Raw genomic sequence first — 24173 nt, forward strand, 5'->3', positions numbered from 1 at the left:
ACTGCGATGGACGGAGCGGGAAACCGCTCTGTCCGACATGACAAGCCGGCGGACGGGGGACGCGTATGGACTGGCTGACCGATAACAAGATTCCCGTCGGACCATGGGCGAAGACCGTCGTCGACTGGCTTACGACCAATCTGAAATTCTTCTTCGATTTCATCAAAGTGGTTCTCGACGGCGGCATCAAGGCGATGCTCTACGTGCTTCAGGGGCCGTTTCTGCGCGGCACTGTGTTAGAGGATTTCTATCCCGTCTTCATGATCCTGGTGCTGACCGGCCTGGCCTGGCTGATTCGCCGGTCTGTCGGCGTCGCTGCCTTCACATTCATCGGTCTGCTCCTGATCCTCAACCAGGGTTACTGGAAGGAGACTATGGACACGCTGGCACTGGTGTTGGCGGCCGCGACCGTTTCCATGCTGATCGGGGTGCCGATCGGCATCGCTGCCGCCCGCAGGCCGTGGCTCTACGCGATCATCCGGCCGATCCTGGACCTGATGCAGACCATTCCGACATTCGTCTATCTGATCCCCGCGCTGATCCTGTTCGGCCTTGGCATGGTGCCCGGCCTGATCGCGACCGTGATCTTCGCCATCCCCGCGCCCATACGACTGACGCGCCTCGGCATCATCTCGACACCGCCGTCGCTGGTCGAAGCCGCGCAGGCCTTTGGCGCGACGCCGCGCCAGGTGCTGACCAAGGTCGAACTGCCCTTCGCCCAGCCCCAGATCATGGCGGGCCTGACGCAGACGATCATGCTGTCGCTGTCCATGGTGGTCATCGCCGCGCTGGTCGGCGCAAACGGGCTTGGTGTGCCTGTGGTGCGGGCGCTGAACTCGGTCAATATCGCCCAGGGCTTCGCCTCGGGCCTCTGCATCGTGATCCTCGCCATCATTCTCGACCGCGTGTTCCGATCCGGTGACGAAGGAGACAAGGCATGACCGCTGTCCGTTTCGACAATGTCTCCATCGTCTTCGGCAATCAGCCCGAGCGTGCGCTCGCCATGGCCGATGCCGGCAAGACCCGCGACGAGATCAGCGCCGCCACCGGTCTCGTGCTCGGTGTCGCCAATGCTTCGCTCGATATCGAGGAGGGCGAGATCCTCGTGCTGATGGGGCTGTCCGGGTCAGGCAAGTCGACGCTGCTGCGCGCGGTCAATGCGCTGGCGCCTGTGGTGCGCGGCGAGGTGAATGTGTTTTCCGGCGGCAACACGACCAATCCCTACAAGTGCCCGCCGCAGAAACTGCGCGATCTCAGGATGCACACCGTCTCGATGGTGTTCCAGCAGTTCGGCCTCTTGCCCTGGCGGACGGTTGCGGAGAATGTCGGCTTCGGCCTGGAGCTCGCCGGCGTCCCCGATGATCAGCGGAAGAAGACGGTTACCGAGCAGCTCGAACTGGTGAACCTCGCCAAATGGGCGGACCGCAAGGTGCAGGAGCTTTCGGGCGGCATGCAGCAGCGCGTGGGCCTGGCCCGGGCCTTTGCCACCGGCGCGCCGATCCTTCTGATGGACGAGCCGTTCTCGGCGCTCGACCCGCTGATCCGCACGCGCCTGCAGGACGAACTGCTCGAATTCCAGCGGCGGCTCAAGAAGACGATCCTCTTCGTTTCCCACGATCTCGACGAGGCGTTCCGCATCGGCAACCGGATCGCGATCATGGAAGGCGGGCATATCGTCCAGTGCGGTACGCCGCAGGATATCGTGCGTAATCCGATCAACCAGTATGTGGCGGATTTCGTGCAGAACATGAATCCGATCAACATGCTGACGGCGTCCGACGTCATGCGCGCCGGCGCTGCAGCGCCCCATGAGACTGTGTCTGCCACGGCAACGCCTACTGCGCGGCTCACCGAGGTGCTCGACGCCATGACTCGTCAACCCGGCGTGGTCGGTGTCGTCGACAACGGTGTCGTCGTCGGCGTCATCTCGGCTCAGGACGTGGTGAGCGGGCTGACCCGGCATCGCAAGGTTTGACACGATGGAAGGCGATGGCTCCGACGGGAAATCCCAGGCGGAGCCGAAGTCTGTCATCCGACCCACCGACGAGACGTCGCTGAAACTCGCCCGCAAGCTCGTCCGCGAGGCACGCTTCGGTGCTCTGAGCGTGCTCGAGCCCGAAACCGGACATCCTTTCGCCAGCCGGGTGCTGACGGGCACGGATATCGACGGCGTGCCTGTCATACTCACCTCGATGCTCGCGACCCATACCAAGGCGCTGCTCAATGATCCGCGTTGCGCGCTTCTGTTCGGCGAGCCGGGCAAGGGCGACCCGATGGCCTGGCCCCGCATCACTGTACTCTGCGACGCCGAACGAATACCGCATGATAGCGAATCGGACAGTCGTACAAGAAGCCGTTTTCTTCGCCGCCACCCCAAAGCGAAGCTCTATGCTTCGTTTCGGGACTTCGCTTTCTTTCGACTTGTGCCAAAATCTGCCAGCCTGAATGGCGGCTTCGGACGTGCATACATAATTTCTGGGGACGACCTAATCATTACTTCGCCACTCAACAATTATCTGAGCACGCAAGAGTTGTACTTCATCGCTGAGCTTGAAAAGCTCGGTTGCAACGTGGCGAATGCGCTCGCTGAGCACTATTTTCAAGAAAAAACAGCAAATTGGTATATCAGTGGTATCGACGCTGAGGGCATTGATATCGCGCGCAAGGAGAAGCTCCATCGAGTGGTGCTGGTAGACCACATTATGACTCCTAGCGGCTTGATTGCAGAATATTCGAATGTTCTAAATTGGTTTCCAAAAAATTAACGGTGTACAAACGAAAATCCTGATTTATATGATTTTGCATTCCATTTCAGACCGCTGGCGATTTTGACTGAGCGGCCATTCAATAAGTTAGGCGAAAGTACCTTGTCATGAAAATGAGAAAGCTTTCAGAACATTCTACGTCTGCAGCTGCTTTGCTCTCGGCTATGGCCAACCCCAAAAGGTTGCTCATTCTGTGCAATCTGGTCAATGGCGAGGTGCCTGTCGGCGTGCTGGCCAATCAGGTCGGCTTGAGCCAGTCGGCGCTGTCGCAACACTTGTCCAAATTGCGCGCGCAAAAGCTGGTGAAGACGCGCCGCGATGCTCAGACCATTTATTATTCGAGCAACGCGGCCCAGGTTCTGACGATCCTCGACGCGCTCGAGACCATCTACGGCATATCGACCGAGAACAAATCCGCCGCCTGATATACGAGGAGACGAGCTTTGCAGGCCGTCGGCGAACCCCGCAATTTGCGTCCGGACCGGTTCCGGGCGCCTATACGTTTGGCGAACCGTCTTCCTGTTCGTTCTTCTTCTTCGACATCAGCCGCTCCAGGACACCAAGCATCAACGCCGACACGACGAAGGCGAGATGTATACCGGTCATGATGATCAATTTGTTGGTCTCGTATTTTTCGGCATTGAGGAAGACCTGCAGCAAGTGAATTGACGAGATCGCGACGATCGAGGAGGCGACCTTGATCTTCAGGCTGCCGGCATCGAGCTTGCCGAGGAAGGACACTTCGCCATCATGCTCGTCGAAGCGGCTGACGAAATTTTCGTAGCCTGAGATCATCACCATCACCACGAGGCTGGCGACCAGCGCCGCATCGATCAGGCCGAGCATGGCCAGGATCATGTCCGCCTCGCCGAGCGACATCACCGTGCCCGCGATCTTGAGGAACTTGCCGACAAAGGATGCGGCGTAAAGGAGAAGTGCTGCGGCAAGCCCGAGATAGAACACGACGAGGATCCAGCGCGCCGCCAGAATGATGCGTTCGACGAAAAGCTCGAGTGATTTCATGCGCAGCGTCCCCTTGATGTCCTCCGGAGCCAATACGCCGGACATCAGGCGACTGCAACAATGGAGCCCTGTGAACAAGCGCCCTTGCGACAGGGGAAGAGACCTCCAATGACGGATGTCGGACGGTGTTGCTCCTGCGCACTTGCGGCGGATTCCAGCAATCCCTAATTCTCCTCCATACGCAAATCGGTCGACGCGGGCTCTGTGACGATAAAACTGACGACATTGCCGGGGAAATTGCTCTCAGTGCTCGCTGCGGCGTCGCTGCTCTTCGTCACAACATTCAGCAGTTTCTCCACGGCCGCAGAGACAAAGGCGGTGGAGGAGAAGGTCAATCCGCTCGAACTGCCGATGGTCTTTTCAGTCGTCCGCTCCGGCGCCGGCTATTGCGAGCCGAACTGCCCGGAATGGATCTACGGCGAGGGCCAGATCGTCAACGGCACGCCGGCTGCCTTCAAGAAGGTGCTGAAGCGGGTCGGCGATCGCAAGCTGCCGCTGCTCATCGTATCGCCGGGTGGCAATGTCATGGCGGCGCTCGAAATGGGCCGCATGGTGCGCAAGCTCCGCATCGATGTCGAAGTGAGTGCGACGCGGTTCATCGCCTGTTCGCCGCGCGACGACGATTGCCCGCCGAACGGGCCGGACAAGGGCCAGTATCTCGGCATCGCATTTTCGGCCGGCGCCTTCTGCTGGTCGGCCTGCCCGCTTGTGCTGGCGGCCGGCGAAAATCGCTATTCCAGTCAGTGGGCACATACCGGCGTCCACCAGATCACCACCGTCTATGCGCGCGAGCGGGTCTATTTCAAGGAACGCTACAAGATCATCAACGGCAAGAAGAAGGTGATCAGCCGCAAGGTGGTCAAGCGCAAGAAGGCGGGGACCGAATCCTCCACCCGGTTGCCCAAGGCGACGCGCAAGGCACTGCTCGGCTATTTCAAGGAAATGGGCATCAAGAAATCGCTGCTCGACGCGATGCTCTCGACCCCGCCCGACAAGATCCGCCGGCTCGAGCCCAATGAAATGCTGGCACTCGGCCTGATCACCGAACTCACGTCATCGGACACATTGGCCGATCCGGAGCGCTGCGCCGAGCGGCATCGGCCGGGGCATTGCGTGCTGCGCAGCCCTGAACCGACGACGTTGATCCTGCCGCAGGGCCGGCCGGGCAAACCGTCTTGACGCTCGTGCCGACGTCGTTGCTGGCATAGTCAAAGCCAGAGATCGCAGATAGCCTCCCTCCAGCATTTCGCCGGAGAAACCCATCTTGATCGTCCGCCCGCGTCCCAGTTTCATCCAGCTTCTCTTCATCACACGCGGCTCGATCGTGTCGGAGATCATGGGGCATGTGGTTGCCATGGCGGCCGTGGCAGTGGTGATCGTGCTGGCACACCAGACCTGGCCCAATGCCGTTCCATCCTTCGGCGGGGCGCCTTTCGCGCTGGTTGGCATCGCGCTCTCGATCTTTCTCGGCTTCCGCAACAATGCCTGTTACGACCGCTGGTGGGAGGCGCGTCGGCTATGGGGCGAGATGATCGCGGTGGCGCGCAACCTTGCCCGTCAGACTCTGGTGTTGGACGGCACGCCGGATGCGTCCGTCCGGGCGCGGCTGCTCTATATGCAGATCGGCTTTTCCCGGTCGCTTGCGCGGAGCCTGCGCAAGTCGGCGGGGGATTTCTCCGGCGTCGCGGCATTCTTGCCCGTCGAGGATCTCGGAGCCGTCGAACACAGCCACAATCGACCCGATGCAATTCTGCGGCTGATGGGCCGGGAACTGGCAGCACTCCGGGCACGAGGCGCGATCAGCGACATCATCTTTCAGACGCTCGACCAGAGCGTGGCACGGCTGGCGCTGGTGCAGGCAGGCTGCGAGCGCATCCACAACACGCCGGTACCCTTCGCCTATACCCTGCTGCTCCATCGCACGGCCTATATCTTCTGCCTGCTGATGCCGTTCGGTTTTGCCGACTCGCTCGGCTGGGGGACGCCCTTCGCTTCAGCGCTGACCGCCTATTGCTTCTTCGGCCTCGATGCGCTCTCGGTGCATCTCGAGGAGCCGTTCGAAGACAACCCCAACGGGCTGGCACTCGCGGCGATGAGCCAGACAATCGAGATCAATCTGCGCGAGGCGCTGGGTGAGACCGACCTGCCGCCACTGCCGCAAGCCAAGGATTTTCTGCTCATGTAGAGCGAAATGTCGCCAATGTCGCATTCTGTCTATTTCGCGACAGATTCCAGTGGGTCATAAAGCCCGCGTTCGGGCTCTATTCCAGCCCAATTCCAAGATGCCAAAGGGAGGCTCTCAGGCCATGGCCGACGTAAAGTCCGACATCGAGATCGCACGCGCTGCGAAAAAGAAGAACATCATGGAGATCGGCGCCAAGCTGAACATCCCCTCCGAGCATCTGCTGCCCTATGGTCATGACAAGGCGAAGATTTCCGCCGAATTCATCGCCGCACAGCGCGAGAAGAAGAACGGCAAGCTTATCCTGGTCACAGCGATCAACCCGACGCCAGCCGGCGAAGGCAAGACCACGACGACGGTCGGCCTCGGCGATGGCCTGAACCGCATCGGCAAGAAGGCAATCGTCTGCATCCGCGAAGCCTCGCTCGGCCCCTGCTTCGGCGTCAAGGGCGGTGCGGCCGGCGGCGGCTATGCACAGGTCGTGCCGATGGAAGACATGAACCTCCACTTCACCGGCGACTTCCACGCCATCACCTCGGCTCACAACCTGCTCTCGGCCCTGATCGACAACCACATCTACTGGGGCAACGAGCAGAACATCGACATCCGCCGCGTCGCCTGGCGCCGTGTGATGGATATGAATGACCGTGCACTGCGCCAGATCGTCGCTTCGCTCGGCGGCGTGCCGAATGGCTATCCGCGCGAGACCGGCTTCGACATCACAGTCGCCTCGGAAGTCATGGCTATTCTCTGCCTGTCGATGGACCTCAAGGATCTCGAAAAGCGTCTCGGCAACATCATCATCGCTTACCGCCGGGACAAGAGCCCGGTCTTCGCCCGCGACATCAAGGCCGATGGCGCGATGACCGTGCTGCTCAAGGACGCGATGCAGCCGAACCTCGTTCAGACGCTCGAAAACAATCCGGCCTTCGTGCATGGCGGTCCGTTCGCCAACATCGCGCATGGTTGCAACTCGGTCGTTGCCACCACGACCGCGCTGAAGCTTGCTGACTATGTCGTGACCGAAGCCGGCTTCGGCGCCGACCTGGGGGCCGAAAAGTTCTTCGACATTAAGTGCCGCAAGGCCGGCCTGAAGCCCGACGCAGCCGTGATCGTCGCGACCGCGCGTGCCATGAAGATGAACGGCGGCGTGAAGAAGGAAGACCTCGGCAAGGAGAACATCGAGGCTGTCAAGAAGGGCTGCGCCAACCTCGGCCGTCATATCCAGAACGTCAAGAAGTTCGGCGTGCCTGTCGTGGTCGGCATCAACCACTTCATCTCCGACACCGATGGTGAAATCCAGGCGATCAAGGACTATGTCGCGACGCTCGGCGCCGAGGCCATCCTCTGCAAGCATTGGGCCAAAGGCTCGGCCGGGATCGAGGACCTCGCCAATAAGGTGGTTCAACTCGCCGAATCCGGCGCTTCGCAGTTCGCGCCGCTCTATCCCGACGACATGCCGCTGTTCCAGAAGATCGAGACGATTGCCAAGGATATCTACCATGCCGGCGAAGTGATCGCCGACAAGTCGGTCCGCGACCAACTGCGCGCCTGGGAAGACCAGGGCTACGGCCATCTGCCGATCTGCATGGCCAAGACCCAGTACTCCTTCTCGACCGACCCGAACCTGCGCGGCGCGCCCGAGGGCCATACCGTCCCGGTCCGCGAAGTGCGGCTCTCTGCCGGCGCCGGCTTCATCGTCGTCATCACCGGCGAGATCATGACCATGCCGGGCCTGCCGAAGTCGCCTTCCTCAGAGCGGATTTTCCTCAACGATCTGGGGCAGATCGAAGGCCTGTTCTGAGCCTCGAAAGCGGACTGAACAATCAGGGCGGCTACCAGCAATAGCGGTAGCCGCCTTTTCGTTTCAGCGTATCGAGATGCAGATGCGTCTCGTGCGCCTTGTCGCTGCCGGGATCGAGCACGGTGGAGAAGTAGAGGCAGGCGGCGCTGGTGATGGCGCGCTGGAAGGCGCCGTTCAGGGTCGCGTCTTCCTCGCGTGGCGCGATGGTGAAGGTCTTGCCTGATTTGAAGGTGAAGCCCGCGATGTCGATCGCATTGCCGTGCGCGTGTTCGGAAATCTTGCCCGTATCGGCGCCATTGCGCTTGCGGCAGACATAGGCGGAGGCCTGGTGGACCTCGGTCAAGACTTCATCGGGCTGTGATTTCTTCAACATCGGCGTCACGACATCGCGGGTCCAGCGGGCCAGATTCACCGCAGTCTGGCATCGGATGGTGCCGGGCGGCGAGAGGGCGACGCCATTGCCCAGCGTCTTCAATTCGAGCGGGCGATCGATGCCGCAGCCATTGCCGTCATCGATCCGCTCACGCTCCTTGAAGTCGGCCCCAATCGCTTTCAGCTCAGCCGTGCAAAGGATGTAGAGCTCGGGATCCTCGGCCTCTATGGGCGGCGGGATATAGGCTTCGTCGTCGTCGGCCTTGTTGTTGTCCACCGGCTTGGCATCGGTCGGCTTGGACTTGTCTTCAGGCTGGACAATATCCGGCTTTACCTTCTCGACAGGCTTCTCTTCGGTCGGTGCGGCGATGTCTGGCCGTGGCTTAGGGACCGGCCCGGTCTCCGGCAAGGTGGTTCCCATCGACAGGAGACAGGCTGCGAGCAGCAGTGCCAGACGTATTTTGATGACCTGTCCTCCGGCGGTTCGGCAAGGAGGGAACGCGTAGAAAGCGGCCTGAGTTCGTTCTGAACCCGGATTTACCGTCCCTCGGCGTCATGGCGGCTCGACATAACGTCGCCGCAGGCTCTCTGGAGATTGTCGCGGGACACGACACGTTTCTCCTTCATGGAGTGTCTGAATCGGGCCCACGAGATTCGATGTTCATGATATGAGCGGAGAGTTACCTGCGTAACGGGACAGCCGGATTTTCGGGCCGAGGCTGCGTGAACCACTTGTCAATCTCGAAAACGCTGGTATTTGTTGAGTCATGAAAACGTCGCAGATCAAGACTGTCTGGTGGTGGGCTCGCTGAAAACGCGGCCTCGCAGAGTCATGTGATACGACAAGACGATGAAGCCGCCCGGATACTGAGGCGGCTTTTTTCATATCCAGGCCGCGCAAAGACCGGGCCCGTGAAACGGAGTGGATGAATGGCAACGCGCGTACTGGAAGATGGGTCCGAGCAATATATCACCAAGGGGGACGTGACGGTCACGCGCTCCCGCCGCGAGATCGCCTATGGCGACGCGATAACCTCCTATGTCGAGCGGCTCGATGAACGGCGGGGCGCTGTGCTTTCGTCGAACTATGAATATCCAGGCCGCTATACGCGCTGGGACGTTGCCGTGGCCGATCCGCCGCTCGGTATCTCCTCTTTCGGCCGCTCGATGTGGCTCGAGGCCTATAACGAGCGTGGCGAAGTGGTGCTCGACATTATCGCCGATCATCTCGCTGCGGTGGACGAGATCACGCTGGGTGCCCGCTCCGCGCGCCGCCTGGAGCTGACGGTCAACCAGCCGAGCCGGGTCTATACCGAGGAAGAGCGTTCGAAGATGCCGACCGTGTTTACGGTGCTGCGTTCGATCACGGCTCTGTTCTTTTCGGCTGAGGATGCGCAGATCGGCCTTTACGGCGCTTTCGGCTACGACCTCGCCTTCCAGTTCGACGCGATCGACCTGAAGCTCACCCGACCGGCAGACCAGCGCGACATGGTGCTGTTCCTGCCCGACGAGATCCTTGTGGTCGATAATTATTCCGCCAAGGCCTGGATCGATCGCTACGAATTCGCCAAGGACGGCAAGACCACGCTTGGCAAGGCGGGCGACATTCCGGGCGAGCCGTTCAAGCCGACCGACACCATTCCGCCGCGCGGCGACCATCGCCCGGGCGAATATGCCGAACTGGTGAAGAAGGCGAAGCATAGCTTCCAGCGTGGCGATCTGTTCGAGGTCGTGCCCGGTCAGAAATTCATGGAACGTTGCGACAGCAAGCCGTCGGACATTTCCAAGCGGCTCAAGGCGATCAACCCGTCGCCCTATTCCTTCTTCATGAATCTCGGCAACCAAGAATATCTGATCGGCGCCTCGCCGGAAATGTTCGTGCGGGTCAATGGCCGCCGGATCGAGACATGCCCCATTTCCGGCACGATCAAGCGCGGCGACGATGCGATCTCTGACTCCGAGCAGATCCTCAAGCTCTTGAATTCGAAGAAGGACGAGTCCGAGCTCACCATGTGCTCCGACGTCGACCGCAACGACAAGAGCCGTGTCTGCGAGCCCGGCTCGGTCAAGGTCATCGGCCGCCGCCAGATCGAGATGTATTCGCGGCTGATCCACACGGTCGACCATATCGAGGGCCGGCTGCGCGACGACATGGATGCCTTTGATGGCTTCCTGAGCCACGCCTGGGCGGTCACCGTCACGGGTGCGCCGAAGCTTTGGGCGATGCGCTTCATCGAGGCGCATGAGAAGAGCCCGCGTCTGTGGTATGGCGGCGCGATCGGCTGGGTCGGCTTCAATGGCGACATGAATACGGGGCTGACTCTCCGCACCGTGCGCGTCAAGGATGGTATTGCCGAAGTGCGCGCCGGCGCCACGCTGCTCTACGATTCAATCCCGGAAGAGGAAGAAGCCGAGACCGAACTCAAGGCATCGGCCATGATCGCTGCTATCCGGGATGCCAAGGCTGGGAATTCTTCAATGACCAAACGCGATGTCGCCAAGGTGGGCACGGGCGTCAATATCCTGCTCGTCGACCACGAGGACTCCTTCGTCCACACGCTCGCCAACTATTTCCGCCAGACGGGCGCGACGGTGACCACCGTGCGCACGCCGGTGCCGGAAGAGGTGTTCGACCGGATGAAGCCGGATCTCGTCGTGCTGTCGCCCGGACCGGGTTCGCCGACCGATTTCGACTGCAAGGCGACGATCAGGAAGGCGCGGGCGCGCAAACTGCCGATCTTCGGCGTGTGCCTGGGCCTGCAGGCGCTCGCCGAAGCCTATGGTGGCGAGTTGCGGCATCTGGCGATCCCGATGCATGGCAAGCCCTCGCGCATCCGCGTTCTCGAGCCGGGCGTCGTGTTCTCCGGCCTCGGCAAGGAAGTCACGGTCGGCCGTTACCACTCGATCTTCGCCGATCCCTCGTCGCTGCCGCGCGAATTCACGATCACCGCGGAGGCCGAGGACGGCACGATCATGGGCATCGAGCATACCAAGGAGCCGGTCGCCGCGGTGCAGTTCCACCCGGAATCGATCATGACGCTCGGCTCGGATGCCGGCATGCGGATGATCGAGAATGTCGTGGCGCATCTGGCGAAGCAGGCCAAGGTGAAGGCGGCCTGAGCGGACGAACATCCGTGCGGCATCAGGTTATGCCGCGCGGGGTTCGATGGTGAGCAATTCGCCATCGATCTGCCTCCGCCGTTGCATGAGGTCGAAATCCACCTGCAGGCCGAGGAAGAACCCCTCCGCCATACCGAAATAGCGCGCGAGCCGCAGGTCGGTGTCCGCCGTGATTGCGCGCTTGCCGAGGACGATCTCGTTGATGCGTCGCGGCGGCACATGGACCGCGTTGGCGAGCGCATTCTGGCTCATCGCCATCGGTCTGAGAAATTCCTCCATGAGAATCTCGCCCGGATGCGGATTGGGCAAAAGCTCAGTCATGGTAGTCGACGATTTCGACATCGGTCGGGCCTCCTTCCTGCCATTTGAAGCAGATGCGCCATTGCTCGTTTATGCGAATGCTGTGCTCTCCAGCCCGATTGCCGCTCAGCGCTTCCAGCCGATTGCCGGGTGGTACACGCAGATCCTGCAACAGGCGCGCGTTGTTCAGCATTCTGAGCATGCGCAGCGCGGTTGACTGGATATCCGGCGGTAGCTTCCGGCTTCGCCGGCCTGACCAGATGATTTCTGTCTCGGCATCTGCGAAGCTTTTGATCATGGAATTATCATAACGCAACTCGTTATACCCCCGTTGGGAAGTCCGACAGTCGCGGTCTCGCATTCTCAACTTGACCTTGACGGGTGTTTCCATCATATGAACCGCAATTGACAAAACCGCGCGCAAGGCCCGCCCTGCGCGCGGTTTGTCGTTTTGAAACATGCACTTGCTAATCATTCGCATTCGCGGATGGAGGTGAACGAGGCGTCGATGGACGAGGCGAACAAACGCGTCAGGCAACTGGCCTTCTGGGGCATCCCACTGTCACTGGCAGTGATGGGGCTGAAGATGCTCGCCTGGTATGTGACCGGGTCGGTGGCGCTGCTGTCGGATGGCCTCGAGTCGACGGTCAATGTCATCGCCGCAGTGATCGCGTGGATGGTTGTCGGCTATGCGGCCAAGCCTGCGGATGACGATCACCCTTTTGGCCACTACAAGGCGGAATATGTCTCCGCCGTCGTCGAGGGCGCGCTGATCGTGGTAGCGGCATTGCTGATCGTGCAGGAGGCTGCCGGTGCCCTATTTGCGCCGAAGCTGCCCGAGGCGCCAGTGCTTGGTCTGGCCATCAACACCGGCGCGGCAATCATCAACACGGTTTGGGCCTTCGTGCTGATCCGCGCCGGACGGACCTATCGCTCGCCCGCGCTGACTGCGGACGGCCATCACATCGTCTCGGACGTCGTGACATCGGCCGGTGTGCTGGTCGGACTTGTCCTGGCAATCGCCACCGGCTATGCGATCCTCGATCCGATCATGGCGATCATCGTCTCCTTCAACATCCTGTTCCAGGGCTGGAAGGTGATTTCGCACTCGGTAAGCGGATTGATGGATCATGCTGTCTCGGCTGAGGAAGAGGCCACGATCAAGGCCGCGATAGCCTCCCATGCCGAGGGTGCGCTCAATGTGCATCACCTGAGATCCCGGCAGGCAGGGCGCGCGAGCTTCATCGCCTTCGACCTGGTCGTGCCGTCGGCGATGAGCGTCGGCGAGGCGCATCGCATCTGCGACCGGCTGGAAGAGGCAATAGAGGCAGCGCTGCCAGGCGCACAATGCGTGATCCATGTTGAACCCGAGAGCGAAAAGGCGCATGGCGTCCGCGTCAAAATGGAAAGGGCTTAGGTCATGGCGACGACAGATGTATCGGGATTGACCCAACTTGGTTCGACGGCACAGGCACCGCAAAACCCGGATGAAGCGATCCTTGAGAAGGTGCCGACCGAGAACGGGTCGATGGACTATGTCGTGCGCTTCGTCTGTCCGGAATTCACCTCGCTGTGCCCGATGACGGGACAGCCAGACTTCGCCCATATCGTCATCGACTACGTGCCGGACCAGTGGCTGGTGGAATCGAAGTCGCTGAAGCTCTTCATGCATTCCTTCCGCAATCATGGTGCCTTCCATGAGGACTGCACCATGGAGATCGCCAAGCGCCTGACGACGCTGCTCTCGCCGAAATGGTTCCGCATTGGCGCCTACTGGTATCCGCGCGGCGGCATTCCGATCGATGTCTTCTGGCAGAGCGGCAAGGCGCCCGAGCATGTCTGGGTGCCGGACCAGGGCGTGCCGTCCTATCGCGGACGCGGTTGAAGAGGGTCAGTAGGAATTAGTCAGTAGTCAGTAGGATCGCGTCGGCGCTTGACCTCAGCAATGTGTTCAGGCCATTCCACTGACTACTGACTACTGACTACTGACTACTGACTCAACCGAAAGCCAACCAGGCGCCGCCGACTGCGGTCAATGCGCCAAGAATACGCGTGACGACCGAATTGCGACCGCCGACCTGCATCCCAAGCCCGACACCCAGACCATGAAGCAGGGCGGTCGAGGCGATAAAGCCTAGGCCGAAGGTGAGCGCGGTGGCCGAGCCGAGTTCGCCGCCATGGGCGTGGCCGTGAAAGAGAGCGAAGACGCCAACCATCGCGGCGCTGATAGCTACGGGAACACGGACGGCAAGCGCCACCAGCAAACCCAGGCCGATCACGGAAGCAAGGATGCCCGGCTCGACGAAGGGCAGGGGAGCCCCGGCCAGCGCCAGGATGAAACCGAGCGCCATCAGCGAAACGAAGGCCCCCGGACCCGCCCAGCGTGCCTTGCCGCCGATCTGTGCCGCCCAGAGGCCGACGGCGATCATGGCCAGCATATGGTCGGCGCCGAAGAGGGGATGTGAGACACCCGCCATGAAGGAGCCGTGCTCGGCCGGATCGAGATGGGCGAAGGCCGGTGCGGTGGTGATGGCCAGGATGGCGGCGGTGGCGGAAAGGCGCTTCAGCATTCGAGTCCCCTTGGCATTTGCGAGCAGTCGTCGGTGAGACTATCCGCTGATAGCGTCCGGCTTCAAGGCCTGTCGATACGTCGTTTGACGCAATGCGAAAGTTGCCATCGCGACACCCGTCTCCTCTGGCCCTTTACCTTGATCCGAGGTGAAAATGGCAATCCGCGATTGACACATTGTTTTTGGAGACGAGTCGGCCTATCTCAGGGTCGACAGAATGGAAGTTTGGAGACTTGGATGCTCGACGACGATGATGACGACGGCAAGGAAAAGAAGAGCGAAGCGTCGCTCGGCAAGGACATAGAGTCCAATCTCTTCAAGTCGCGATCGATTTTCATTTACGGCGGGATCACTCAGGAACTGGCGCACAAAGTTTGCGCACAGCTCGTGGCTTTCGCCGCTGCCAGCGATGAACCGATCCGGGTCTTTGTCAGTTCGCCCGGCGGCCATGTGGAATCCGGCGACTCGATCCATGACATGATCAGGTTCATCAAGCCGAAGGTCTATATGATCGGTACCGGCTGGGTGGCTTCGGCGGGCGCGCTTATTTACGTGAGCGTTCCCAAGGAACAGCGCCTTTGCCTGCCCAATACGCGCTTCCTGCTGCACCAACCCTCGGGCGGCACACGCGGCATGGCATCGGACATCGAGATCCAGGCGCGTGAGATCATCCGCATGAACGAGCGCCTCAACAGGATCTTCGCCGCAGCGACCGGCCAGTCGGTTGAAAAGATCGCCAAAGACACCGATCGCGACTATTGGCTCTCGGCCGAAGATGCCAAGGACTACGGTCTGGTCTCGCGTATCATTAGCTCGCAAGACGACATCTGAGGCGCGCAGCTGCCACATTTCGAATGGTACCCCGGATGAAAGTCCGGGGTATTTTCGTATGATTTCAACATATTGTATTTGTGCAGCGCACGCCTTGCACGCATTGGCGAAACCGCCTAGCATTCGCCGCCAAACAAAACCGCATTCCGCCGGGAGATCATCATGCTGTCCACCCTGGGCTTTCTCGATGGCGCGTCGCGCCGGAGGCCCCGACCGTTTTCCGCTGGCATCCGGGCGTTCGTCGCTGCAGTCGTTGCGCTCTTTGTCCTGCCCCTTTCCGCCCATGCTGCGGACATACCGATGACGCTTGAAGGCGGGATTTCTGCAACGCTCAACATGCCCGACTCCACCGAACCCGTGGCCGCCGTGCTGCTGCTGCATGGCTTCGGTAGCTCGAAGGACGAAGTGGGCGGGATGTATGCGCGCGTGGCCACCGCGCTGGCGCAGAAGGGCATCGCCTCCCTCCGCATTGATTTCGCCGGCTTCGGCAAGAGCGATGGCGACACCGGCTCCACGACCATCGATGCGCAGCTTGCACAGGCCAAGGCGGCTTTTGCCGTGCTCAGGGGCACCAAGGGTGTCGACCCCAACCGCATGGGCGTGCTCGGCTTTAGCCTTGGCGGCGGCGTCGCGACACTGCTCGCCTCCGGTCAGCCGATGGAAATCAAATCTCTGGTGACCTGGTCGTCGGTCGGCGATTTCCAGGCGGACATGCTGGGAGCCCTTGGGCAGAAGGCCTTCGACCGCGCCAAGGAAGACGGTGTCGTCGGCCTCGATCTCGGCTTCCGCACGATCGCGCTCAAGCAGTCTTTCTTCGACAGCCTCGGCAATTACAAGCTTGACGATGCGATCTCGACCTATCCCGGCGCCTATCTGACGATTACCGGGTCCAAGGATTTTTCGGCGCAGTACGCTGATCGTTTCATCGGCCTTGCCAAGAACGCAACCAAGGAAGCGATGATCATCCCCGAGGGCGACCATATCTTCGGCGTGCTTGGTCCCGATCAGACCATGGCCGACGGTGTGATCAAGAAGACGGCGGAATGGTTTGCCACGACGCTTCAGAGCGAGCCAAAGGCGCAGCCCTGACAGCGCGAAGCGGGTTGATCAGTGCGCGTAGTCCAGCAGCGCCATAACCCCTCAAACCGCTTTGACTTGACGACGAAATCCCCTTAACCGAAGTGGCGGCATTGCCTTGGCGATGCCGCCATTTTCATGTCCCGCCCTTCCGGCCCGGAACGTCCTGATGTTGAAAGACTTTTCCGTTCAAAGCCTCGTCATGGGGGTGCTCACCGCCTTTGTCGGCTTCTCCTCGTCCTTTGCGGTCGTGCTGCATGGGCTGAAGGGCGTGGGCGCCAGCGATGCCGAAGCGGGGTCGGCCCTGATGGCGCTTTCGGTTGCCATGGGGCTCTGCGGCATGGTGCTTTGCCTGCGCTCGCGGATGCCGATCTCGATTGCCTGGTCGACGCCGGGTGCCGCCTTTCTCGCCACGGCTGGGCCGCTGGACGGAGGCTTTCCGGTCGCAGTCGGTGCCTTCCTGGTGACGGCGGCGCTGATCATCGCGGCCGGGCTGTTCAAGCCGCTCAGCCGGGCTGTCTCCGCAATTCCAGCGCCGCTTGCCAATGCGATGCTGGCTGGTGTGCTGATCGGGCTTTGCTTTGCCCCCGTCAAGGCGATTGCCTTCAATCCGTGGTTCGGCCTGCCGATCGTGATCGCCTATTTCCTGGGTGGCGCGATCAACAGGCTGGCGGCCATTCCGAGCGCGCTTGCCGCCTTCGTATTGGTCATCGCCTTCGGTATCGACATCCCGGCTGGTGCGCTTGCCGGCGTCTGGCACGCTATCGTCCCGGCGCCCGTGCTCGTCGTGCCGCAATTCACCGTCGGAGGTCTCGTCTCGGTGGCGTTGCCGCTCTTCATCATCACCATGGCGTCGCAGAACATTCCGGGCATCACGGTACTGCGCGTCAACGGTTATGAACCGGCACCCGGCCCGCTTTTCACCGTGACCGGTATCTTCTCCCTGCTCTCCGCGCCATTCGGAGGCCACGCGGTCAATCTTGCGGCGATCACCGCTGCGATGTGCGCAGGCGAGGATGCACACAGGGATCCGGCGCGGCGCTACTGGGCGGCCATCGTCGCCAGTATCGGCTATATCGTGATCGGGCTCGCGGCCGGCGCCGTGACAGCTTTCGTCGCGTTGTCGCCGACTATCCTGATCGAGGCTGTCGGCGGCTTGGCGCTGATCGCCGCCTTCTCCGGCTCCGCCACGGCCGCCTTCAAGGAGCCCGACACCCGTGAGGCCGCAGCGGTGACCTTCCTCGTCACCGCCTCCGGCATCAGCTTCGCCGGAATATCCGGCGCCTTCTGGGGATTGCTGGCAGGTGGCGCGGTGATGACATTGGGTGGCTTGGTGCGTCACATCAGGCGGTAGATGCTGGGGTTTCCGATGCGGATAATATTTCCGGGAATAGTCTCTCTGCTCGCGCTGTTCTTCGCCTGGCTGTTCTACATCCGCTACTGGAAGTATCGCGACTGCATCGCGGCTGCGGAATCGAGCTGTGTTTTGCCCGACGGCGACAATCTCACGAATGGCGGTGTCGTCTGGGGATTTTTCGCGGTGTTCCTTTCGCTAACCGCTCTCGTTTCCTGGTTGTTTGGTCTATCTCGACGCTAACTCTTTCGAGCAAGAGCCGCGGCCTAATCACGTGGTGGCGACGCATCTTGCTCCATTGCCGGGTTCAACCGTTCTGCGATGGCATCGCCCTGTGCCGATACAATCGGGCGAGAACCCTTCTCGATCTCGGTGGTCGGAAAGCTGTCCAGCTGTTCGGCCGTCTCTGGCTGCGCGGCGGCCGGAACGTGAACCAGGCCCATACCGATGATGACCAGCAAAACGCCCGCCATATTGGTGGCTGAGTAAGTCTCGCCGAAAAAGGCCCGCGCGACGAGGATGGAGAAGAGCATTTCGAGTCCAAGGATCAGCACGACGGCGAGGCCGAACTGGGCGCCCCGGAAGGCCAACGCCTGGAAGACGCAGCCGCTGAGGATGGCCGCACCCGCAACGCCATAGAGGATGTAGAAGGGCTTGTCGGCCAGCGCCTTGAGCGCAAGGTTGGCGAGCATGAAGCAGGTGCCGGCTGCGATGATCGCGCCGATCGACGAAATGCTGGTCATGGCGGTCCCCATGGTCCTCGGCGCGTCCCCGCAGACTGAAATCCGGGACGAGGCGTGATGTGGTTGGCTTCGATGGATCAAGGGGTAGCCCAGTGCAGGCTTTGTGAAAGTCACAAACGCTACACGTTGCATTCATCAAATTCGTCGACTATAGCTTTCGCCATGTTTGCTTCGAACGATGACATTGCAGCGATGATCAGTGGCGGGACCGTAGGTTCCGGCATTCGCGCCGTCACGATTTCGAGCGCCCTCCTTCTCCTCAAGCTTACTCGCGGTTGCCGGGTCCACTGAGGAGCGCCCGGCGGCCGAAACCGCCGCAGGCACTAAAGCGCTCCTCGACAATCACCCGAAATCTCTGAATTTATTCGGCGAAACGCGCTTTTCCTGTCGTCAAACACGCTCAAAGACAGTATCAGCGAAGCCGACTGCCTGAGGCGAAGACAATGATCATCAAGACCCACGCCATCCATAACGGCATGCCCGATGCCGCCATCAAGTACCAGCAGTATGCGCCGGTGGCGCTGCAAGACCGGACCTGGCCGTCCAAGGTCATCACCACGCCACCGGTCTGGTGCTCCGTCGACCTGCGCGACGGCAACCAGGCGCTCATCGATCCGATGGGACATGACCGCAAGGAGCGGATGTTCAAGCTGCTGCTGGACATGGGCTTCAAGGAGATCGAGATCGGCTTCCCCTCGGCCTCGCAGACCGATTTCGACTTTGCGCGCTGGTGCATCGAGGAAGGCAATGTGCCCGAGGACGTGTCGCTCCAGGTTCTGGTCCAATGCCGGCCCGAGCTGATCACGCGGACCTTCGAGGCTTTGCGCGGCGCGCATCGGCCGATCGTGCATTTCTACAATTCGACATCCGAGCTGCAGCGCCGCGTGGTGTTCGCCAAGGACACGCACGGCATCAAGCAGATTGCCGTTGATGCGGCCAAGATGATCACCGATATGGCCGCGAAGGCCGGCGGCGGCTTCCGCTTCGAATATTCGCCGGAGAGCTTCACCGGGACCGAGCTGGACGTGGCGCTGGAGATCTGCAACGCCGTTATCGCTGAAGTAAAGCCGACGCCGGATAACAAGCTGATCATCAATCTGCCGTCCACCGTCGAGATGGCGACGCCGAACGTCTATGCCGACCAGATCGAGTGGATGTGCCGCAATCTGGACAATCGCGAGAACCTGATCATCTCGCTGCATCCGCACAACGACCGCGGCACCGCGATCGCTGCCACGGAACTGGCCCTGATGGCTGGCGCCGACCGCGTCGAGGGGACCTTGTTCGGCAATGGCGAGCGCACCGGCAATGTCGACATCGTGACGTTGGCACTCAATCTCTACACCCAGGGCGTCGATCCCAAGCTGGATTGCTCCGACATCGAGCGGATGAAGGGCGTCTACGAATATTCCAACCAGATGAAGATCGGCGAGCGGCATCCTTATGTCGGCGAACTTGTCTATACGGCCTTCTCCGGCTCGCATCAGGATGCGATCAACAAGGGCATGAAGGCGCTGAAGCAGGCCAACAAGCCGCTCTGGGAAGTGCCCTATCTGCCGATCGACCCGCAGGATGTCGGCCGTAGCTACGAGGCGATCATCCGCATCAATTCGCAGTCGGGCAAGGGCGGCATCGCTTACATTATGCAGGAAGACTACGGCATCAACCTGCCGCGCAACCTGCAGATCGAGTTCCGCGACGACATCCAGCGCATTACCGACGAGTTCGGCAAGGAGATGCCGTCCAAGGCGATTCATGCCCGCTTCCTCGAGCGCTATGTCGAGCAGCCCAAGGGCCGGTTCAAGTTCGTCGATCACCACACCTACCCCGATGTCGGGCACAAGGGAGTGCGGGTTCTCGCGGCTGAAATAACCGACAAGGGCGAGACCAAGCGCATCGAGGGCAAGGGCACCGGTCCGATCGACGGGTTCATGAACGCCATGTCGATCTATCTCGGCATGGACCTCTCGGTGAACGATTATTCCGAGCACTCGCTGCAGCACGGCTCGAATGCAGCGGCGATCGCCTATGTCGAGATGAACACGCCAAAGGGTAAGCTCTTCGGCGCGGGCATCAACACGAATATCGTGGCGGCCTCGCTCGAGGCGATCGTTTCGGCGATCAACCGAATGCTCGAAGACCAGCGCTGAGGACAAGGCGGCGGGGGGATTGCCCTTCGGCCGCGTTCAGCGATCGAGCAGCAAGCGCTCGATCATCACGCCGTCGCGTGGCTTTGACTTGTCGAAAAGTGCCGTGGCGAGTTCGCGGCATTCACGATGCAGCTTCGTCTGCTGCGCGACAACGAGGTCGCGGATTGCTTCGCTTTCGACTGCATCAGTGACAAGCTCGCTCGAACCGGCAACGGCATCGAGCAGGATGGCCAGATCCTGCGCCTGACCGAGTCTATCCGAAAGCATCTTGCCCTGACGATGGATCGCGGCGAGGGCGGACGGCCAGAGATCACGCATCAGCGCCGCATGCATCCAGCGGTCCTGCGTGCGTTTGCGCATGTCGTGGAAGGCTTCCTCGTGCCCGTCTGCGGATGCCTTGATCGCCGCGCGTGCCTTGCGGCCGACCGTTTCCCAGCCACGCGACAGACAGCCTGCACTCTTCCGGCGCGCATTCGACAGCGTCAACCCCTCCACGGCATCCGCGGCCGTCAACAGGTCTTGCCCGGCCGATTCCAATGCGTCCGCCGCCTCGGCCGACGACGTCGTCATTTCAGCGCGCCGCTGGTCGAGACGCTTGGCCAGCCGATCCATCAGCAGGCCGTTCGATTTGGTGGGAACTTCGTGCCGGAGATAGTCCGTGGCCTCGATCAGGGCCTTGGCGTCCCGTAAATGCGATAGGCGGCGGCCGATATCGCCGAGCCTCTCGTTCTCCGCTTTCTGGAAGTCTTTCGCGCCGCTCGCAATCAGGCGGTAGAGTGCGCGGCACTGCTTGATGTGACGGCGGGCATCGTGAATCGCGTTGTCCAGACCCTCCGGCTGCTCGCGCAGCAGCCCCGCAGCATCCGTCAGTCGGCCGGACGCGATGCGGCGCACTTCGTCCTTGAGCGGTTCGTCGAGGTCAAGGCTGTATTTCATCGCGCCAGTTCTCCGGCAGGCTGCCCTCGGCCAGTGCCTGGTTGGAGTAGCGCGCATCGCCCGTCACTTCGCGGCCGAGCCAGTCCGGGAGCTCCGGCCGCTCTTTCTCGCTCTTCATCTCGACTTCGGCAACGACCAGGCCTTCGAGCTCGCCACCATAGACATCGATCTCCCAGACATGCTTGGCGTGCTTCACCTCATAGCGCGTCTTGGTGATCATGCTGCCATTGGCCAGCGCGAGCAGTTCTTCGGCGTCCTTGATCGGCACGTCATATTCGAATTCATGCCGTGAGAGGTGGCCGTTGATGCCGATCTTGATCGTCAGGCGGGCCCGCTTGCGGTCGATGGCGCGTATGCGGATCGTGCGGTTGCCTTCAGAGAAGATAATAGCCTGCTGGAAGCTCTTACCCATCCTGGCCTTCTCCCGCCAACTGTCGGATGCGACGAGAAACTTACGCTCGATTTCCTTGGCCATGCAGTCGAGGGCTCCCTGGGTCCGACTCAGCGACTAGCACGAAGCGCTGTCACAAAAAACCCTCCAGAAGTCGAACCACAAACGCAAAAGCCGGGCGTGGGGCCCGGCTTGGTGTCACTGATAGGCGAGGTCGCTTAGAACGACGCGCTGACGGTCGCTTCCAGCTTCTTGGCGAGTTCGGCATTGTCGGCGGCAACGAAATAGCTTGTCGCGTCCTTCTGGCCACCGACGATGGTGTAGCCGTTCTTCTCGGTCGAGCCCGAGATATTTTCGTTCTTCATGAAGTAGACTGCGACCGACTTGCCATCGGCACCGTCATAGAAGAGCGCGCCGCTCGGCTGGCCGACGATCTCGACGAGCTTGCCGCCGCGCAGCTTGAAGCCTTCGGCTGAGAGATCCGGAACCTTGAACGTCACCGAGGTGATAGCTTCAAGATAGCCGACGAGTTCGCTTTCGCGCACAGCCGACACTTCGTCCGCATGGATCTTGTCGGCGACATACACCTTGTGGGCGTCGGCGACTTCCATCAGCGTGACGTCGATCTTGCCGATCTCGCGGGTCGCGACCGGCTTCACCGCGCTTTCGCTTTCGGTGGCCGGCGCCGGCAGGGCGTCGAAGGTCAGATCGCCGAGGCCGCGCGTCTTGGCGCCGGCCGCTGCTTCGAGGTTGGATGTCTCGGAGACGAGTTCCGGCATGTCGCCGCCCGGGATGCGGTTCTCGGCAACGTAGTAACCGGCATAACCGCCTGCGAAGAGCAGCATGATCGAAGCAGCGATCGCCTGCGGGATGAAGCGCATGAACGACGCGATGTTGCTGTTTGCAGCCTGGCGCACCGGCACGGGCTTGGCATCGGCCGCCTTTATCGAGCGGACGAGATCCAGCGGCACGGGCTCGTTGAGCATGCCTTCGAAAAACTGATTGCCGAACTCGGATCCGGCCTTGAGCTGTTCATAGATGACCCGGGCCTCGTCGTCCGAAGCGATCAGCGCTTCGAGCTCACGGGCGTCCTCGGCCTCCACCTGGCCGTCCATATAGGCGGACAGCCTGACTTCCAGCGGAAGTTCCTTGAAATTCTCCATAATCATGCCCTCGCTTCCTGTGTGCCGTTGATCATGGCGGCCAACCTCAGTCTCGCGGTCGAAAGCCTGCTCATAACGGTGCCAATAGGAATGCCAAGAATGTCGGCAGCCTCTCTGTAGGAGTGGCCCTCGACATTGACGAGGAGAAATACGGAGGAAAGACCCTCCGGCATTGACAGGATCATCTTGTGCAGTTGGGTGGCATAAATGGCTTTTTCTGCCGTTGCTTCGACGATCAGTTCGTCTTGCTCCGTCGCATCCACCGTACCGCCACCGGTACGCACTTTCCGCTTCCTTATTTCGTCAACCCACAAATTCCTCGTCATGGCGTAGATCCAGCTTTCCAGGCGTCCTTCCCCGTTCCAAAGGTGGCTCCTGGTGATGGCCCGTTCGCATGCTTCCTGCACCAGATCATCTGCATCCGATGCATTCCGCGTGAGGGTCATGGCAAAACGTCTCAGCTTTGGCAGCAGAGTCACCAACTCTCGGCTGATTTGAGCTGCCTTAACTGGACTATCCATGACCTTCACACATAACGACGTTGTTTGTGACGCTTTTATTCAATGAGGGCCGAAAATTCGTTCCCCGACCGGTCGTTGCCAGACGGCCATGGTATGAAACATTTCGGCCCGTGATCGCAAGGGCTTAAAAGAAAATGGACGCGAAAGCTCGCGTCCACTCGTCTCTTGTTGTGCTTTTCCCACAGCTTGCGGGAGAGTGCAACCATGTGGTCTTAATAGGTGCTGCCGCTCTTCAGCGCCTGGTAAAGCGCATCGTAAGCATAGGTATCCTTGCCGCCGCGATCGCGGATCTCGACAAGCTGGGCACGCGCCTCTTCGAGCTTGCCCTGCTGGACAAGACCCTGGCCCATATAGGATCGGGCGAGCAGGTTGTTGGCGTCGGCTGATATGGCGCGGTTGTAGTAGTCGAACGCGACGTCGACATTGCCGAGCTTGCGGTTGGTGAAGCCGTAATAGGTCAGGATGCGCGTGTCGTTCTGGTTCTTGGCGCGCTTGAGCATCTTCAGCGCATCGTCATACTTGCCAGCATAAGCGTATTCACGGGCGGCGTTATAGATCGTGTCGTCGTTGAGCTGGCCGGTCTTATCGACGCACTTCTTCGATGCTTCGTCGTAGGTCTGTCCGTCCTTGCACTTGGGCTGCGAGGCGTCGCTGTCGCCACCCGCTGCGAAGGCGGAGCCAGCGAAGGCGAGGGAGGCGGTGGCTGCGAGAGCCAGGAGCGTGTTCTTCATCGTCAAGGTCATAGGCGGGGTTCCTTGTTCTTTGAGCTTGGTCGTTACCTTCGGCATTTGGCCTTGGGGTTATACGAAGCGTCGTATGGAAGCGGTCAAAGCGCAATTCACTTTTTACGGCATATTGTGCCAAGTGTGGC

At 60.9% G+C, this 24173-nt stretch carries 26 protein-coding genes; 15 read left to right on the forward strand and 11 right to left on the reverse strand.

Annotated elements, in window-relative coordinates:
• Positions 1–65: 65 nt before the first annotated feature.
• The 4 genes from choW to AC2YI2_RS05325 all read left to right on the forward strand — a co-directional run bounded on the left by choW (position 66) and on the right by AC2YI2_RS05325 (position 3190).
• On the forward strand, positions 66–941 hold the full coding sequence (gene choW, locus AC2YI2_RS05310; protein ID WP_487385400.1) for a choline ABC transporter permease subunit: 876 nt from the start codon (positions 66–68) through the stop codon (positions 939–941).
• Entirely contained in the window at positions 938–1975 is a 1038-nt protein-coding gene (gene choV, locus AC2YI2_RS05315; RefSeq protein ID WP_487385401.1) for a choline ABC transporter ATP-binding protein, read from the forward strand. The genes choW and choV overlap by 4 nt, the downstream gene beginning before the upstream one ends.
• A 4-nt stretch (positions 1976–1979) precedes the next feature.
• The gene (locus AC2YI2_RS05320; protein ID WP_487385402.1) at positions 1980–2765 is read left to right on the forward strand and encodes a HugZ family pyridoxamine 5'-phosphate oxidase; all 786 of its coding nucleotides are present in this window, start codon (positions 1980–1982) and stop codon (positions 2763–2765) included.
• Positions 2766–2872: 107 nt separating this feature from the next.
• Positions 2873–3190 carry an ArsR/SmtB family transcription factor gene (locus AC2YI2_RS05325; protein ID WP_487385403.1) on the forward strand — a complete coding sequence of 106 codons (318 nt, stop codon included), beginning with the start codon at positions 2873–2875 and terminating at the stop codon, positions 3188–3190.
• Positions 3191–3260: 70 nt separating this feature from the next.
• On the opposite strand, the gene AC2YI2_RS05330 is transcribed toward AC2YI2_RS05325, so the two are convergent.
• Positions 3261–3788: a TIGR00645 family protein gene (locus AC2YI2_RS05330; RefSeq protein WP_487385404.1), complete on the reverse strand. Its 528-nt coding sequence runs from the start codon at positions 3786–3788 to the stop codon at positions 3261–3263.
• 204 nt (positions 3789–3992) lie between these two features.
• Here AC2YI2_RS05330 and AC2YI2_RS05335 point away from each other — a divergent pair, with 204 nt between their 5' ends.
• The 3 genes from AC2YI2_RS05335 to AC2YI2_RS05345 all read left to right on the forward strand — a co-directional run bounded on the left by AC2YI2_RS05335 (position 3993) and on the right by AC2YI2_RS05345 (position 7774).
• Entirely contained in the window at positions 3993–4967 is a 975-nt protein-coding gene (locus AC2YI2_RS05335) for a COG3904 family protein (protein WP_487385405.1), read from the forward strand.
• 85 nt (positions 4968–5052) lie between these two features.
• Positions 5053–5973 carry a bestrophin family protein gene (locus AC2YI2_RS05340; RefSeq protein ID WP_487385406.1) on the forward strand — a complete coding sequence of 307 codons (921 nt, stop codon included), beginning with the start codon at positions 5053–5055 and terminating at the stop codon, positions 5971–5973.
• 121 nt (positions 5974–6094) lie between these two features.
• Positions 6095–7774, forward strand: a complete 1680-nt coding sequence (locus tag AC2YI2_RS05345; RefSeq protein WP_487385407.1) for a formate--tetrahydrofolate ligase — start codon at positions 6095–6097, stop codon at positions 7772–7774.
• 31 nt (positions 7775–7805) lie between these two features.
• Here AC2YI2_RS05345 and AC2YI2_RS05350 read toward each other — a convergent pair whose 3' ends face one another.
• Positions 7806–8555: an extensin-like domain-containing protein gene (locus AC2YI2_RS05350; RefSeq protein ID WP_487385408.1), complete on the reverse strand. Its 750-nt coding sequence runs from the start codon at positions 8553–8555 to the stop codon at positions 7806–7808.
• A 521-nt stretch (positions 8556–9076) separates the two neighbouring features.
• Between AC2YI2_RS05350 and AC2YI2_RS05355 the strand changes: the two genes are divergently transcribed.
• Positions 9077–11266 (forward strand): anthranilate synthase, encoded by a 2190-nt coding sequence (locus tag AC2YI2_RS05355; RefSeq protein ID WP_487385409.1) that lies wholly within the window; start codon positions 9077–9079, stop codon positions 11264–11266.
• 27 nt (positions 11267–11293) lie between these two features.
• Here the strand turns inward: AC2YI2_RS05355 and AC2YI2_RS05360 are convergent, their stop codons facing one another.
• Both AC2YI2_RS05360 and AC2YI2_RS05365 read right to left on the reverse strand, forming a co-directional pair.
• Positions 11294–11608, reverse strand: a complete 315-nt coding sequence (locus AC2YI2_RS05360; RefSeq protein ID WP_487385410.1) for a HigA family addiction module antitoxin — start codon at positions 11606–11608, stop codon at positions 11294–11296.
• A complete protein-coding gene (locus AC2YI2_RS05365; protein WP_487385854.1) occupies positions 11580–11864 on the reverse strand; it encodes a type II toxin-antitoxin system RelE/ParE family toxin in 285 nt (94 codons plus the stop codon). Before AC2YI2_RS05365 ends, AC2YI2_RS05360 begins: the two co-directional genes overlap by 29 nt.
• A 210-nt stretch (positions 11865–12074) precedes the next feature.
• On the opposite strand from AC2YI2_RS05365, the gene AC2YI2_RS05370 reads away from it, so the two are divergent.
• Positions 12075–12983: a cation diffusion facilitator family transporter gene (locus AC2YI2_RS05370; protein ID WP_487385411.1), complete on the forward strand. Its 909-nt coding sequence runs from the start codon at positions 12075–12077 to the stop codon at positions 12981–12983.
• A gap of 3 nt (positions 12984–12986) precedes the next feature.
• The gene (gene queF, locus AC2YI2_RS05375) at positions 12987–13451 is read left to right on the forward strand and encodes a preQ(1) synthase (protein WP_487385412.1); all 465 of its coding nucleotides are present in this window, start codon (positions 12987–12989) and stop codon (positions 13449–13451) included.
• A gap of 112 nt (positions 13452–13563) precedes the next feature.
• On the opposite strand, the gene AC2YI2_RS05380 is transcribed toward queF, so the two are convergent.
• Positions 13564–14136, reverse strand: a complete 573-nt coding sequence (locus tag AC2YI2_RS05380; protein WP_487385413.1) for a HupE/UreJ family protein — start codon at positions 14134–14136, stop codon at positions 13564–13566.
• A gap of 237 nt (positions 14137–14373) precedes the next feature.
• Here AC2YI2_RS05380 and AC2YI2_RS05385 point away from each other — a divergent pair, with 237 nt between their 5' ends.
• The 4 genes from AC2YI2_RS05385 (at position 14374) to AC2YI2_RS05400 (ending at position 17641) form a co-directional block, all read left to right on the forward strand.
• A complete protein-coding gene (locus AC2YI2_RS05385; protein WP_487385414.1) occupies positions 14374–14967 on the forward strand; it encodes an ATP-dependent Clp protease proteolytic subunit in 594 nt (197 codons plus the stop codon).
• Positions 14968–15129: 162 nt separating this feature from the next.
• A complete protein-coding gene (locus AC2YI2_RS05390) occupies positions 15130–16056 on the forward strand; it encodes an alpha/beta hydrolase (RefSeq protein ID WP_487385415.1) in 927 nt (308 codons plus the stop codon).
• A gap of 157 nt (positions 16057–16213) precedes the next feature.
• The gene (locus AC2YI2_RS05395; protein WP_487385416.1) at positions 16214–17398 is read left to right on the forward strand and encodes a benzoate/H(+) symporter BenE family transporter; all 1185 of its coding nucleotides are present in this window, start codon (positions 16214–16216) and stop codon (positions 17396–17398) included.
• A 15-nt stretch (positions 17399–17413) separates the two neighbouring features.
• Complete coding sequence (locus AC2YI2_RS05400; protein WP_487385417.1) at positions 17414–17641, forward strand: hypothetical protein; 228 nt, start codon at positions 17414–17416, stop codon at positions 17639–17641.
• 23 nt (positions 17642–17664) lie between these two features.
• Here the strand turns inward: AC2YI2_RS05400 and AC2YI2_RS05405 are convergent, their stop codons facing one another.
• Entirely contained in the window at positions 17665–18141 is a 477-nt protein-coding gene (locus AC2YI2_RS05405; protein ID WP_487385418.1) for a hypothetical protein, read from the reverse strand.
• 443 nt (positions 18142–18584) lie between these two features.
• Between AC2YI2_RS05405 and leuA the strand changes: the two genes are divergently transcribed.
• Entirely contained in the window at positions 18585–20291 is a 1707-nt protein-coding gene (gene leuA / locus AC2YI2_RS05410) for a 2-isopropylmalate synthase (RefSeq protein ID WP_487385419.1), read from the forward strand.
• Positions 20292–20327: 36 nt separating this feature from the next.
• On the opposite strand, the gene AC2YI2_RS05415 is transcribed toward leuA, so the two are convergent.
• From AC2YI2_RS05415 to AC2YI2_RS05435, 5 genes are all read right to left on the reverse strand, one after another.
• Positions 20328–21227 (reverse strand): CHAD domain-containing protein, encoded by a 900-nt coding sequence (locus AC2YI2_RS05415; RefSeq protein ID WP_487385420.1) that lies wholly within the window; start codon positions 21225–21227, stop codon positions 20328–20330.
• A complete protein-coding gene (locus AC2YI2_RS05420; protein WP_487385421.1) occupies positions 21211–21702 on the reverse strand; it encodes a CYTH domain-containing protein in 492 nt (163 codons plus the stop codon). Before AC2YI2_RS05420 ends, AC2YI2_RS05415 begins: the two co-directional genes overlap by 17 nt.
• Positions 21703–21836: 134 nt before the next feature.
• The gene (locus tag AC2YI2_RS05425; protein WP_487385422.1) at positions 21837–22787 is read right to left on the reverse strand and encodes an anti-sigma factor family protein; all 951 of its coding nucleotides are present in this window, start codon (positions 22785–22787) and stop codon (positions 21837–21839) included.
• Positions 22784–23302 carry an RNA polymerase sigma factor gene (locus AC2YI2_RS05430; RefSeq protein WP_487385423.1) on the reverse strand — a complete coding sequence of 173 codons (519 nt, stop codon included), beginning with the start codon at positions 23300–23302 and terminating at the stop codon, positions 22784–22786. The genes AC2YI2_RS05425 and AC2YI2_RS05430 overlap by 4 nt, the downstream gene beginning before the upstream one ends.
• A 212-nt stretch (positions 23303–23514) precedes the next feature.
• Entirely contained in the window at positions 23515–24045 is a 531-nt protein-coding gene (locus AC2YI2_RS05435) for a hypothetical protein (protein WP_487385424.1), read from the reverse strand.
• Positions 24046–24173: the final 128 nt, after the last annotated feature.

This window comes from Rhizobium sp. SRI_017 (assembly GCF_057586295.1).

Excerpts from the sequence above, each read along its gene's own strand:
- choW (WP_487385400.1), top strand. The coding sequence starts at position 66 with ATGGACTGGCTGACCGATAACAAGATTCCCGTCGGACCATGGGCGAAG.
- choV (WP_487385401.1), top strand. The coding sequence starts at position 938 with ATGACCGCTGTCCGTTTCGACAATGTCTCCATCGTCTTCGGCAATCAG.
- AC2YI2_RS05320 (WP_487385402.1), top strand. The coding sequence starts at position 1,980 with ATGGAAGGCGATGGCTCCGACGGGAAATCCCAGGCGGAGCCGAAGTCT.
- AC2YI2_RS05325 (WP_487385403.1), top strand. The coding sequence starts at position 2,873 with ATGAAAATGAGAAAGCTTTCAGAACATTCTACGTCTGCAGCTGCTTTG.
- AC2YI2_RS05330 (WP_487385404.1), bottom strand. The coding sequence starts at position 3,788 with ATGAAATCACTCGAGCTTTTCGTCGAACGCATCATTCTGGCGGCGCGC.
- AC2YI2_RS05345 (WP_487385407.1), top strand. The coding sequence starts at position 6,095 with ATGGCCGACGTAAAGTCCGACATCGAGATCGCACGCGCTGCGAAAAAG.
- AC2YI2_RS05355 (WP_487385409.1), top strand. The coding sequence starts at position 9,077 with ATGGCAACGCGCGTACTGGAAGATGGGTCCGAGCAATATATCACCAAG.
- AC2YI2_RS05360 (WP_487385410.1), bottom strand. The coding sequence starts at position 11,608 with ATGTCGAAATCGTCGACTACCATGACTGAGCTTTTGCCCAATCCGCAT.
- AC2YI2_RS05365 (WP_487385854.1), bottom strand. The coding sequence starts at position 11,864 with ATGATCAAAAGCTTCGCAGATGCCGAGACAGAAATCATCTGGTCAGGC.
- AC2YI2_RS05370 (WP_487385411.1), top strand. The coding sequence starts at position 12,075 with ATGGACGAGGCGAACAAACGCGTCAGGCAACTGGCCTTCTGGGGCATC.
- queF (WP_487385412.1), top strand. The coding sequence starts at position 12,987 with ATGGCGACGACAGATGTATCGGGATTGACCCAACTTGGTTCGACGGCA.
- AC2YI2_RS05380 (WP_487385413.1), bottom strand. The coding sequence starts at position 14,136 with ATGCTGAAGCGCCTTTCCGCCACCGCCGCCATCCTGGCCATCACCACC.
- AC2YI2_RS05385 (WP_487385414.1), top strand. The coding sequence starts at position 14,374 with ATGCTCGACGACGATGATGACGACGGCAAGGAAAAGAAGAGCGAAGCG.
- AC2YI2_RS05390 (WP_487385415.1), top strand. The coding sequence starts at position 15,130 with ATGCTGTCCACCCTGGGCTTTCTCGATGGCGCGTCGCGCCGGAGGCCC.
- AC2YI2_RS05395 (WP_487385416.1), top strand. The coding sequence starts at position 16,214 with ATGTTGAAAGACTTTTCCGTTCAAAGCCTCGTCATGGGGGTGCTCACC.
- AC2YI2_RS05400 (WP_487385417.1), top strand. The coding sequence starts at position 17,414 with ATGCGGATAATATTTCCGGGAATAGTCTCTCTGCTCGCGCTGTTCTTC.
- AC2YI2_RS05405 (WP_487385418.1), bottom strand. The coding sequence starts at position 18,141 with ATGACCAGCATTTCGTCGATCGGCGCGATCATCGCAGCCGGCACCTGC.
- leuA (WP_487385419.1), top strand. The coding sequence starts at position 18,585 with ATGATCATCAAGACCCACGCCATCCATAACGGCATGCCCGATGCCGCC.
- AC2YI2_RS05415 (WP_487385420.1), bottom strand. The coding sequence starts at position 21,227 with ATGAAATACAGCCTTGACCTCGACGAACCGCTCAAGGACGAAGTGCGC.
- AC2YI2_RS05420 (WP_487385421.1), bottom strand. The coding sequence starts at position 21,702 with ATGGCCAAGGAAATCGAGCGTAAGTTTCTCGTCGCATCCGACAGTTGG.
- AC2YI2_RS05425 (WP_487385422.1), bottom strand. The coding sequence starts at position 22,787 with ATGATTATGGAGAATTTCAAGGAACTTCCGCTGGAAGTCAGGCTGTCC.
- AC2YI2_RS05430 (WP_487385423.1), bottom strand. The coding sequence starts at position 23,302 with ATGGATAGTCCAGTTAAGGCAGCTCAAATCAGCCGAGAGTTGGTGACT.
- AC2YI2_RS05435 (WP_487385424.1), bottom strand. The coding sequence starts at position 24,045 with ATGACCTTGACGATGAAGAACACGCTCCTGGCTCTCGCAGCCACCGCC.